This window comes from Clostridium sp. UBA6640, assembly GCF_002455975.1.
Taxonomy (GTDB): domain Bacteria; phylum Bacillota; class Clostridia; order Clostridiales; family Clostridiaceae; genus Clostridium_J.
The window spans coordinates 21,565-34,574 of record NZ_DKLM01000031.1 but is presented as its reverse complement, the minus strand read 5'-3'; the positions used below and the strand labels follow the sequence as shown (position 1 = coordinate 34,574).

7 protein-coding genes are annotated in these 13,010 nt (G+C 28.2%); 6 read left to right on the top strand and 1 reads right to left on the bottom strand.

Going from position 1 to position 13,010, the window contains the following annotated elements:
* Positions 1-28: 28 nt before the first annotated feature.
* The 5 genes from B2W91_RS03485 (at position 29) to B2W91_RS03465 (ending at position 10,536) form a co-directional block, all read left to right on the top strand.
* A complete protein-coding gene (locus B2W91_RS03485; protein WP_291578889.1) occupies positions 29-388 on the top strand; it encodes a hypothetical protein in 360 nt (119 codons plus the stop codon).
* A 138-nt stretch (positions 389-526) separates the two neighbouring features.
* The gene (locus tag B2W91_RS03480) at positions 527-763 is read left to right on the top strand and encodes a hypothetical protein (protein WP_291578888.1); all 237 of its coding nucleotides are present in this window, start codon (positions 527-529) and stop codon (positions 761-763) included.
* Positions 764-1,066: 303 nt separating this feature from the next.
* Complete coding sequence (locus B2W91_RS03475) at positions 1,067-2,230, top strand: exonuclease SbcCD subunit D (protein WP_291578887.1); 1,164 nt, start codon at positions 1,067-1,069, stop codon at positions 2,228-2,230.
* A gap of 1 nt (position 2,231) precedes the next feature.
* Positions 2,232-5,381 (top strand): AAA family ATPase, encoded by a 3,150-nt coding sequence (locus tag B2W91_RS03470; protein ID WP_291578886.1) that lies wholly within the window; start codon positions 2,232-2,234, stop codon positions 5,379-5,381.
* A 1,066-nt stretch (positions 5,382-6,447) separates the two neighbouring features.
* Positions 6,448-10,536, top strand: coding sequence for a glycosyl hydrolase family 18 protein (locus B2W91_RS03465; RefSeq protein WP_291578885.1), 4,089 nt, complete (start codon positions 6,448-6,450; stop codon positions 10,534-10,536).
* A 223-nt stretch (positions 10,537-10,759) separates the two neighbouring features.
* Here the strand turns inward: B2W91_RS03465 and B2W91_RS03460 are convergent, their stop codons facing one another.
* A complete protein-coding gene (locus tag B2W91_RS03460; protein WP_291578884.1) occupies positions 10,760-11,611 on the bottom strand; it encodes a 4Fe-4S binding protein in 852 nt (283 codons plus the stop codon).
* Between the two features lie 426 nt (positions 11,612-12,037).
* Here B2W91_RS03460 and B2W91_RS03455 point away from each other — a divergent pair, with 426 nt between their 5' ends.
* On the top strand, positions 12,038-12,691 hold the full coding sequence (locus tag B2W91_RS03455) for a DUF2628 domain-containing protein (protein ID WP_291578883.1): 654 nt from the start codon (positions 12,038-12,040) through the stop codon (positions 12,689-12,691).
* The last annotated feature ends 319 nt before the right edge of the window (positions 12,692-13,010 follow it).

Here is a 13,010-nt window from a genome sequence, read left to right as displayed (position 1 = left end):
ATACTATTAAAGAATAGGAGGAGTAATTATGAGTATTAAATCAAATAGAGAAAATGAAAGTGTAGAAACTATTGGAAGTAACTCTGAAATAAAAAAGAATATGAGTTTATATTTAGTTCTTAAGCCTATAGTTGGGCTTATCATTTCTATTGCGTTAGCAATTATTTTTTTAATACGTAAGGTTACATGGTCTATTCCTACATTATTATATTTGCTTATGCCAGTAGGAGTTTTAACTTTGATATATGTTTTATTATATATACCACTGCATAAAACCCTTGATTTATCTCCAATTTTTTTAAAAGGTAAATTTAAATATTTAACAATTGCCTTAGTAGTAGTTTTCATAGGATTAAATGTATTACTTTTTAAGATTAGCCCTATATGATTGTAAATTAAGACTAATTGAAAATAAATCATAAATAATGTTATTCATAGGTCATAGATATGAATAATTTTACAATTTCCCTTTCCGCAGTAATTAAAGAATCTTTTAGAAATATATTTACAGTGGGAGGGGATATTTATGAAAAGAAAAGATTTATTTATTACTTTATTAGCAATATTAATGATAATTTTTATAGGAAGCCTAAGCTATATAAAGTTAATAAAAGACGATAAAATAGCGCTACATCATAGCCATAAAATAAAGCCAGAGGTCCAAAAGTATACCTACAATGAAGAAAATAAATATAGGTCTTATAATTTAAAATGTAAGTGTGATGATAATATGTTAGAAATACATTTATATAGTAAAAGATAAAGAATTGTAAAATAGCCAAATTTAAAATATGTTTATTTTAAATTTGTTTTAGCAAATAATTATAATATAAAAAAATCGTGATTTTCAGTCACGATTTTTTATATTATAACTACTTTAAAATTATTTTTTTATAATAAATTTATGATATAGATTTGATAAATATAAAATGAATGTTAGAATTTATTTAGAGTAGAATAACTTAATATCTTAGTAAAGAAGATATTATAGCTTCAGATATAACAGATTAATATAGTAACTTAATTTTTATGTAAAAAGAATGTTTGTTTTTAGGAGGAGATTTATATGAAAATATTACATACTGGGGATTGGCATATTGGAAAATTAGTTCATGGATACCATATGACTGAGGATCAAGATTATGCATTAAATTCACTATGTGATGTTATTAAAGAGGAGAAGCCAGATGTTTTAGTTATTGCTGGAGATATATACGATAGATCAAATCCTCCTGTGGAAGCGGTAGCACTTTTAAATAAATATCTTAATAAAATTCTTATGGAATTAGAAACTCCTATTATTGCTATTGCAGGAAATCATGATAGTGCAGATAGACTTCATTTTGGAAGTGATATATTTTCAAAAAACGGATTATATATAGAGGGTGTATTTAGAAAAGATATAAAAAGGATAGTTTTAAAAGATGAACATGGCCCTGTAAATTTTTATTTGCTTCCATTTGTTGAGCCAGCTATAGTTAGAGAGGTTTTCAATGTAGATGTAAGAAATTATGAAGATGCTGCAAAAATTATTTTAGGTCATATAAAAGAGAATATGAATAGTGAAGAAAGAAATGTATTAGTTGCTCATAGTTATGTTACAGGAATAAATGAACCGGAAACCTGCGAATCAGAAAGGGCATTATCTATAGGGGGAACTGATTACATAAAAGCTGAAATTTTTGAGGAGTTTCATTATACAGCGTTAGGTCATTTACATAAATGCCAAAAGGTAAGTGATGATAGAATTAGATATTCTGGATCACTTTTAAAATACTCTTTTTCAGAATGTAATCATAAGAAATCTGTTACTGTGGTTACTTTAGATGAAAAGGGGGAAGTTGAGATAAATTTAAAACCTGTAAGGAACCTAAGGGATATGAGAAAAATAAAAGGAAATCTAGAAAATCTTTTAGATATGGAAGTGTATAAGGATACTAACGTAGAGGACTATATTCATGCTATTTTAACAGATGAAGGTGAACTTTTAGAACCTATGAGAAAATTGAAATCTATTTATCCAAATATTATGTCATTAGAGAGGGAAAATAGAATTAATAATTTAGGCGATATTAAAACTTCAGCAGGAGAAGGTGCAAAATATAAATCTAAGATGGAACTTTTTGAAGAATTTTATGTTTCTATAACGGGAAAAGAATTTACTGAGGAGAAAAAAGAAATTATGTCATCCGTTATAGGTGAAGTACAAAAAGAAGAGAGGAGCAATTAGCATGAAGCCTATAAAACTTACCCTAAATGCTTTTGGGCCTTATAGAGATAAGACAATTATAGATTTTACCTTACTTGAAAATAGAAATATATTTTTAATTACAGGAAATACTGGAGCTGGAAAGACAACAATTTTTGATGGAATAAATTTTGCGCTTTATGGAGACGCTAATGGCTCAGAGAGAGATGGAAAAAGTCTTAGAAGTGACTTTGCAGATATAGATGAAATTACTTATGTAGAATTGGAATTTAAACTTAGAAATCATATATATTTTTTAAGAAGAGTACCACCTCAGCTCACTAAAAAGAAAAGAGGAGAGGGTACAACAGAATTTAAGGGAGAGGCAGAGTTAAAGTGCTTAACCAACGATGAATTTAAGATTATAACTGGTCTTGATAAGGTTACTAAAAAAGTAGAAGAACTTTTAGGTATTAATAATAAACAGTTCAAACAAATAATTATGATACCTCAAGGAGAATTTAGAAAACTTTTAACCTCTGATAGTAAGGAAAGAGGAGATATACTTCAAAAGATTTTTCAAACAGAGTGTTATAGAAGTATACAAGAAAAACTTAAGAGGAAAGTACAGGATATAAATAAAAACACGTCTATAACTAATGAAAGAAGAAATGTATACATAAAAAATATTGATCCTTATGAAAACACAGTTTTAAAAGAGCTAATTATAGAGCAGAACCCTAATATAGATAAAATTCATGAAAACTTAATTTTATTATTACATGAGGATAAAGGCTTAGAAAAAAATATATTAAAATCTATTAAAGACATTGAAGAAAAGATAAGTGAGAAATCTAAAGAAATAGACAAGGCTGAAGAGACAAATAAGAAATTAAAAGAAAAAGAGGAAATAAGCTCAAAAAAGGTTCAACTTGAAAATGAAAAGGAAATCTATGAAAAATTAGAGGTAGATTTAAATAGAGCAAGAAATGCAGAAAGTATTAAGCCTATAGAAGAAAATTATATTCAAAGAAAATATAGTGTAGATAATAGGATAAAAGAAATAAGTAATTTAGAGGGTACACTAGTAGAATGCAAAAAACAATTAAAAATATCTGAGGAAAAATATAACCTTGAGAAGTTGAAAGAGGAAGAAAGAAATTCTCTTATAGAGTATGGCACAACACTTAAGTCTTATATAGATAAAGTAAAAAAAATAGATGAATATAAAATTTCTGCAAATAGTTTAAATATTACGTTGAAGAACATAGATAAAGAGTTAAAAAGTTCTAACGAGAGGTTAGAAAAGATTAAAATAGATGAAATAAGTACAAGAAAAAGAGTAGAAGAAGGAACTAAAGCTTCTATTGAAATTGCCACTATAAACTCTTTATTAAAAGAAAAAGAGTCGATTAGAAAAAAATTATTAAATCTTCATGATGATAATAAAGAGCTCTTAGCTTATAGTGCAAAATTTAAAGAGCTTAAGTTAAAATATGATACTGTTGAACAAGAAACTAAAGCAGCTAAAGAAAAATTAAGCATGTTACAAGAAAAATTTTTAAAAGGACAGGCAGCTATAATGGCTATGGCATTGAAAGATGGGGAAGAATGTCCTGTATGTGGAGGTACAAGTCATCCTAAAAAAGCAATTAATAATGTGAATGTACCAAAAGAAGAAGAAATAAATCTAGCTAGAGATCATTTTGAAAAACTTGATATGAGATATAGGGATGAATTAGAAAAATATAATAAATTACAAGAAAAAATTAAACTTAAAAAAGAAGAAATAGAAAAGAAAAAGCATGAAATAGTAGAAGAAAAAATAGCAAATTTCGGTGAAGCAATAGGAAGTGAGCTTACAGAATTAATAATTGATAAAGGTAAGTCAATAAAGATTGAAATTGATCAGCTAAATAATAGATTTATAGAATTAAATATTAAGTCAGAATTGCTCTATAAGCTAAAAATAGAAGAAGAAAATCTTGTTAAAGAAAAAGAACAATTAGAGAAAAAGATAAAAGCTTTAGACGAAAATAAAATGGAGATTCATGGGGAGAATGAAAAGACTAAAGAGAAATTGGAGGGAATCTTAAGAGAGGTACCTAGCGAAATACAAAGTGAAGAAACACTAAATATTGCTATAAATGAAACTAGAAATAAATTTTTGACACTTAAAAAATCATTTGAGGAAGCAGAAGAACATTATAATAAATATAAAACCTATTATGAGAAGCTTAAGACCTCACAGGATGAAAAGATAAAAATATTAGAAGAAGAAAAAAAATTACTAGAAAAAAGTAATAATCAATATTTAGAGTGCATATTAAAAAGTGGATTTAACGCTATAGATGAATACAAAGCTTGTAAGAGAAGTAGTGAGGACATAACAAATTTAGATAAAACTATTCAAAATTATAAACAAGAGTTAAAATCTATAGTTGATAGATATGAAATAATAATTTTACAAACTAAAGAATTTCAAATTGTAGATATTGAGGAATTAAAAAAGGAACTTGATTTGCTTATATTAGAAAAAGAAAAGATTACAGAGGAAAGAAGCAAAGTATTTGCTAGAATTAAAAATAATAGTGAAGTTTTAGAAAATATAAGAAAAATAAATGAAGAACTAAAAGATTTCGAAGAAAAATATAGAGTTATAGCAGATTTATCTAATGCAGCTAATGGATTTACTACTGTCAAGACTACTTTTGAAAGATATGTGCTTGCCTCTTTTTTTGAAGAAATCATAGGCGCAGCTAATATTAGATTAAGAAAAATGACATCTAATAGATATGAGTTAAATAGAACAGATGAAGGAAAAATTGCTAGTAGCCAAAGTGGACTTGATATAGAGGTTTTCGATAACTACACAGGAAAGGCTAGGCCAGCAAAAACTTTATCTGGTGGAGAAGGATTTAAAGCATCTTTGGCTTTAGCACTAGGACTTGCAGATGTGGTGGAGAGTAACGCTGGTGGAGTAAATATAGACACTATGTTTATAGATGAAGGCTTCGGTACATTAGATCCAGAATCCTTGGATGTCTCTATAAATTGTTTATTAGAACTCCAAGATGCAGGCAAATTGGTGGGAATAATATCTCATGTACCAGAATTAAAAGAGAGAATAGAAGGTAGATTAGAAGTTATAGCTACTTCAAGAGGAAGTAGTGCAAAATTTAATATAAAATAAAAAGAAAACGTAGTAAATATAATTTTATTTAAAATTGTATTTATAATTAAATTGAACAACAAAAACACTATCGATATTATGAAATTTAATAATATTGATAGTGTTTATTTTATTTTTAAATGAAAATTACTAAAATATGTAAGTCGAATTAATAGAGTTTAAACTTCAAAAAATATCATAATATCTTAAAAAAATCTACAGACACACAATATTCGACAAATATTGATAACGTATAGCATAATTTTAGAAAAAATATATTGTTATTGAAGTTTAGTAAAAATTTATGCAATTCTTTAATTATACCATAAAAAATTCTAAATTTTTAGACTTGTATTAAATTTACGAATAATTTATAATCAAATTATAGCAATTTGAAAAATAAGGATATTTAGAGATTATATAATTCATATATAAATTACAACTTATTACACAAAATCCTCATTACGAAAATCAATTAAATATAAGTTAACAAATAATTTAAATTTTGTTTAATTTTTATATGAACAAAGTATTATTCCTTTAAGATATAAATAAATTGAGCATAGAATTTTCGATAGAACTTTAGAGAAACATTTAAGTTTTTTCTATTGTTTATTACAGTTTTTTAAAATTTAGATATAAGTATTCCATCTTTGTGTTTTTATCAATAATTAAAAGATAGATTAAATTCTTTAATATATGCTTTACAATTTATTTTATTAATTAAATCTTTAGATAAAACGTAATTAGACTTTCAAAAAATAAGCTTAATAATAACAATGAAATAATTAAATATATCGTAAAAATTAAATTTAAAAAGTTAAAATTGGTGAGAATTTTTATTAAACTCACCAAAAAATTTGGCACAGATAGATAATTTTTTAACATTTATAAACACTACAGATATAAACTTGACTTTTAAAATTGAATCATAAAGGATATTTCTTCATATACATTTTTGATATAAGGTATATTAAAGATTAAATGAAGAAGATTCTTTTTGAAATAAGTTTAAAAAGCTTTAAATATAATGGTCATAAAGCTTTGAGAACTATTAAATTGCTATGTTATATAAGGGGGAGAAAAAATGAAAACTACTAAAGGTAAAGGTAAAAAAGGTACAGTTGCAAAAAGAGTTGTATCAGCTACAACAGCAGTATCACTTTCACTAGGAATACTAGTTGCAGGTATAGGTCCTATGGAAGTGAAAGCATTAGACTTACAAAATTCTAAAAACGTTCAAAATTTTTTAAGTACAGCAGGAAAGCGTAATGTTATGTATTATGGAGATTGGTCTATCTGGGGAGGGGAAGGAAATTTTTACCCTAAAGATATTGCAGCAGATCAAATAACACATTTAAATTTTGCATTTTTAGATTTTGATGCAGAAGGGAATTTAGTATTTACAGATATAGATGCTGCCACAGGTGCCCCAGTTGGAGAAGCAAATGTTCAATGGGGAGATGCAAATGCAGGTATATTACCAGCATTACAAGAACTAAGATCAAAGAATCCTAATTTAAAAATAGGAGTATCCTTAGGAGGATGGTCTAAATCAGGAGACTTTTCAGTTGTAACCGCAAATCCACAAAAACGTGCAAAATTTGTAGAAAATGTTATAAAGTTTATTGAATATACAAATATGGACTTTGTAGATGTTGATTGGGAGTATCCGGGCTCAGTACGTCAACCAGATTTAGTTGATAATAAAAATGATGAAGGTACACCTAATGCTAAGCCAGAGGATAAAGAAAATTATATATTATTGTTACAAGATTTACGTAATGCTCTAAATAAGCAAGGTGATAAATTAGATAAGCAATATGAGTTATCAGTAGCATTGCCAGCTCCAAAGGCAACTCTTGATCTTGGAATTGACATTGATGCTTTATTCAATATTGTTGACTTTGCTAATATTATGACTTACGACCTAAGAGGTGCTTGGGATGACACAAGTGGTCACCTAACTGGATTATATTCAAATCCAAATGATCCACTTGCAGGAAAAGGATTAAGTGTTGATGAAAGTGTTAACTATTTAATTAGCCAAGGGGCAGAGCCGGAAAAAATAGTTGTTGGTGCAGCATTCTATACTCGTGGATGGGAGAAGGTAAGTAAAGGACCAGATCCTAGGACACCAGGATTATACGGCGAAGCATCTATAGTAGGAACTGATGCAGATCAATCTCCAAGCCGTGGAGCACAAAATGAAACACCGTTAGTATCAGGAGACAGAGGACGTCGTGGTGGAGTATGGGCACATCGTAGCTTTGATAAATTAAAAGCAAAATATCCAGGAGTTAAAGAGTACTGGGATGATATAGCTAAAGCACCATATCTTTATGATGAAAACTCAGGAGCGTTCTTTACTTATGATAACGTACGTTCAATTACAGAAAAAACAAATTATGTTAATGAAAATAATTTAGGTGGAATGATATCATGGATGTCAGCACAAGATGCTCCAACAAATTCTAGCAAACGGGATGAATTAACAAAAACCCTAAAAAAAGGTCTTTTTGGTGATGATGAATTACCAACTTATGAAATAAAATATGCAGACTTAGATATAGTGGCAACAATACAACCATACAAAGAGTCATGGGGATCAGGTGGTGGATATGAAATAACTATTAAAAATAATGAAGTAGCAAATGAATCTGGCCAAGCATTAAGGGCTGTGGAAAGATTAGCAGAGACAATTAAGCTTCCTAAACTATATATTAAGAATAATGGTGGAAACTTAACCTCAGGTGATTATAAGGCAGGTACTGTAACAAATAAAGATGGCTATACAATAGTAGACCTTAAAGGTGTATGGGAAGGTAAAATGATAAATCAAGGCACAAGCTATAGTTTTAGGCTAAAATCTACTGTAGCACCTCAAGATATTTCAGCTATTGAAAGTATAGAAATCACTCAACGTATTACACCAGATGGAGCGGAAATGGTAAGGCAAACTATTTTTGGAGAGGCAACAGGACCTTCTGAGGTAAATACTAAGCCTGTATTAAAGGGAATATCAAATAAAACAATAACTGTTAATGATAACTTCGATCCAATGGCTGGTATAACAGCTTATGATAAAGAAGATGGAGATTTAACAAGTAAAATCTTAGTAAAAGGAACTGTTGATACAACAAAGGTTGGAACTTACAAATTAGTATATAGCGTTACTGATAGCCAAAATGAAACTACTACAGAAGAATGTACAATAACAGTAAAAGCAAAAGATGTAAATACTAAGCCTGTATTAAATGGAGTATCAAATAAAACAATAACTGTTGATGATAATTTCGATCCAATGGCTGGTGTAACAGCTTATGATGAAGAAGATGGAGATTTAACAAGTAAAATCTTAGTAAAAGGAACTGTTGATACAACAAAGGTTGGAACTTACAAATTAGTATATAGTGTTACTGATAGTCAAAATGAAACTACTACAGAAGAATGTACAATAACAGTAAAAGCAAAAGAAAGTAGTGTTATTGATTTTGGAGTTGGACAAGGTATAGAATGGCCAGCACAAGTAAATGCGCCATTTGTTGATATGGTTGCATGGGTAACAAAACCAGATTATAACAATGATGGAGTAGCAAATTTAGAAAGGTTATCTCTTGATACAGGAGTTAAATTCTTCAACCTTGGATTTGTACAAGCTACCTCAAAGACTATTAAAGATGGAAAAGTTCAATGGGGTTGGGGTGGACACTCTGTTCTAAGTGAGGAACATACAGATAATACACAGTATCAAGGAATTAAAAAATCAATACAAGAATTACGTGAACTTGGAGGAGACGTTGCAATTTCATTTGGAGGTTTAAATGGAACTCCATTCTGGGAAGCAACTCAAGATGTAGAAGTATTAACTAATACTTATATGGACATTGTTCAAGGTTATGGATTAACTAGATTAGATTTAGATATTGAAGGATCTGCACAAGATAAAGGTAAAAATACTGCAAATGCTAAAGCTATTAAAAAAGTTCAAGATGCAACAGGAGTTGAGATTGTTTTAACTGTCCCTGTATTACCAAGTGGATTAACTTGGAATCAACTTGAGGTTTTAGAGGCATATCTTTCAGAAGGTGTTGATGTTGAAGTTGTAAACATAATGACTATGTGTTATGGCCCAGCAACTTTATTACCAGGAGAAAATTATGGAACAGCATCAGTAAGAGCAATAGATAGTACAAAGAATCAATTAAAAGATTACTTTAAGAAATTTGCAAATATAGAATTAACAGATAGACAAGCCTATGGCAAAATAGGTACTACTTCATCAATAGGCTTTGAAGGAAGTGCGCACCCTATATTTACAAAAGAATGGTCTAAGTTGGTTGTTGACCATGCTATTGAAAAAGAAATAGCTATGACATCATTTTGGTCAATGAATAGAGATGCTATGTTAGAGTCAAATGCAGGAGTATCTAGTCAATATGAATTCACAGAAGTGTTTAAGAAGTTTGAAGAAGGTAATGAAGGAACAACTCCTCCAGTAAACACTGCACCAACATTAAAAGGAATAGAAGACAAAAAAGTATTTATTGGAGAAGCTTTTGATGCTATGGAAGGTGTTACAGCAATTGACAAAGAAGATGGTAATTTAACAGATAAAATAATAGTTACAGGTAATGTTGATACTAGCATTGCAGGAATGTATACATTAATTTACACCGTTGAAGATAGTGAAGGATTAATTACTACAAAAGAACGTATAATAACAGTTAAAGAAAGACCTGATGTTACAGATGATAATTTTGATCCAAATAAGATTTATCTAGCAGGAGATACTGTAATATATAAGGGTGAAAGATATACTGCTAAATGGTGGACTCAAGGAGGCGTTCCAGAGAACAATATTGCATGGGAAAAGGAAATTATTCCAAATGAAGATGGTAGCATGGATTATGTACAAGGAAAAGCTTATGTAGGTGGAGATATTGTTTTATACCAAGGTAAAAGGTATCAAGCTAAATGGTGGACAAATTCAATTCCAGGTAGCGATGACTCATGGGAGGCATTAGATAAAGATGAAAATGGAAGTATGGATTATGTACAAGGGAAAGCTTATGTAGCTGGAGATATTGTTTCATATCAAGGTCAAATGTATAAAGCTAAATGGTGGACAAAATCAATACCAGGTAGTGATGATTCTTGGGAATTAGCTAAGTAAACACTATTTTAAAGAATTAAAATGAGAGGATATCTTAAAAGTATAACTTTTAAGATATCCTCTTAATAAATGTGTAATATAGAATTTTAAAACATACTATGGAAGATAAATTTTCTATAAAATAGCTTAACCCCTTAAAAATTAAGGATTAATNNCATTCATAGAAAAGAATTTTTGTTATGGAAATTAAAATCATATATAAATAAAATTTTAAATGTAAGGACTATAAATACTGTTTTAGCAGATAGTCTGTCCCAACTCGCTCTATAGTTTCATTAAATTTTTCATTTTCTAGGGCATTTTCGGAGTAGAAATCTAATATTTTTGAAATTACCTCTGGAATTTCTTCTAATTTAAATTTTTTATCTAGAGCAGTTCCAAGCTTTTGCTTTTTACCAGATTTTCCTCCTAGATAAATTATTAAGCCTTCATTATCTATGGATATAGCATCAAATTTACATGCTTTGAAGCATTTACCACAATCTTTACATAGCTCATTGTTTAAAGTTAGCCTATCTTTAATTTCTAAAGCTTTTTTCTTACAAATCTTAGTGCAGGCGCTACATAACTTACAATTTTCTTCATTAATTTTTATAGGACTTGTAGCAATAATTCCTATATCATATTGATTTGAAACTACACAATTATTAGGGCATCCAGATATGCCTATTTTTATTTTATTAGGAAGAATTTTTGAATAATTTTTTTCATATAATTTGGAAGTAAGGGCATAGGTATCTATAATACCATTAATACATATACTGCCTCTACAACTAATTATATAGCTTAATTTTTTATTATTTATATTAATATGTAAATTCATAGAAGCTATTTCTTTCCGTACTATATCTATATATTCGCCTTTAATATCAGGTATTTCAATACTCTGATAGGTAGTAAGAGCAATTTTACCACTGCCATATTTATGGGAAAGGTTTGCTAATTTATTCATTTGTTCATAAGTAAACATATTATCATAACTTATAACTCTTACAGAAAAAAGATTTTCATTTTTTTGACGTAAAAACCCCTTCTCTTTTATTTTTACTAATTGTAATTTTGTTTCATTATTCATGGAATTTGGGATAAAAGATACTCGTGACTTCAGTCATGAAATGGATTTACCCCAGGTTCACCTTCCTTTCCCATAATAAACTCTTTCTTATATACATTAATTTTATCTTCTTATAGCTTGCACTTCTATGAATTATTTCTCCATTCAATTTTCTTAAATCAAAATATCCACTGCTCCTACCCATCAGAGATGTTTACAGGGCCTATATAGAGCTTAGAACTAGGATAAACATTCTAAGGTATAATAATTATAATAACGTAGTAAATTAATACTTAGTCTAGTCAACAAAGGAAATAGATTAAAAGCTTTAACTGGCAATTTTCTTTAAGATATCTTAATTATATTATAAAGTATAAATTATTAACAACTAAGTGATGAAAATGATATAATATCATATGGACCTAATTTATTATAGGAGGAAAATTTATGCAATGTAACAATTGTGGAAGTGAAGTTAAAAATGAAGAAAGTTTTTGTAGTGAATGTGGTGCAAAAATATTAACTGAACAAGATTACATAGATATTTTTAGAAATAAGAATGATGAAATGATAGATGAATCTTACATAAAAGAAGAAAATGTAATTGATTATAATAAAGTTTTTGATGATATTACTAAAGAAGAGATAGAGGCATTTATAGGGAAAAAAAGTAACAGCTATTATTTGGATAAATGGGTTAGTTTAAAGCTTTCAAACAAATATGTTAGCTGGAACTGGTGGGCATTTTTTTTATCTTCTTATTGGCTACTATATAGAAAGATGTATCTATGGGGATTTATTACTATAGTTATAAATTTTGTTTCTATTGGTGGTGTTGTAATTGGAGAAACTATTATACCACCTCTAGTATTATCTATTATATTGGGCCTTTTTGGAAATAGTATATATTATAATCATGCTAAAGAAAAAATATATAAGGTTAAGAAAAAAGATTTGCCAAAAGAAAATGAACTTAAAGCAATAAAAAAACGTGGAGGAATTAATTTAGCAATTGCATTAATTATGTTTATATTAACACTATTACTTTTTTATGCTAGTATAGTATTATTTATATCAATAGTGTCAGAAATAGTAAACTAGTATGTAAGAGAATAACTAATTAATATGTGAGCTATTCATTATATAGCCTAAGCCTTTATAAGATTTTATTAAAAATATTTAAAAATTATACTTTTAAAATAAATTAACTTGTCAAAACTAATTTATTTAATGAATTTTAAACTAGCAATTTTATTGCTGGTTTTTTCATTTTAATAGTTTGATAGCATGATGAAATGAAAGCATAAGTTAAATTTGAAAGTAATACATATATAGGGATACAATGCGAAAATTTAATATATGCCCTGGAAAATAAATTTTCTATAAAAATAGCTCGAATCCTTAAAAATTAAGGATTAAT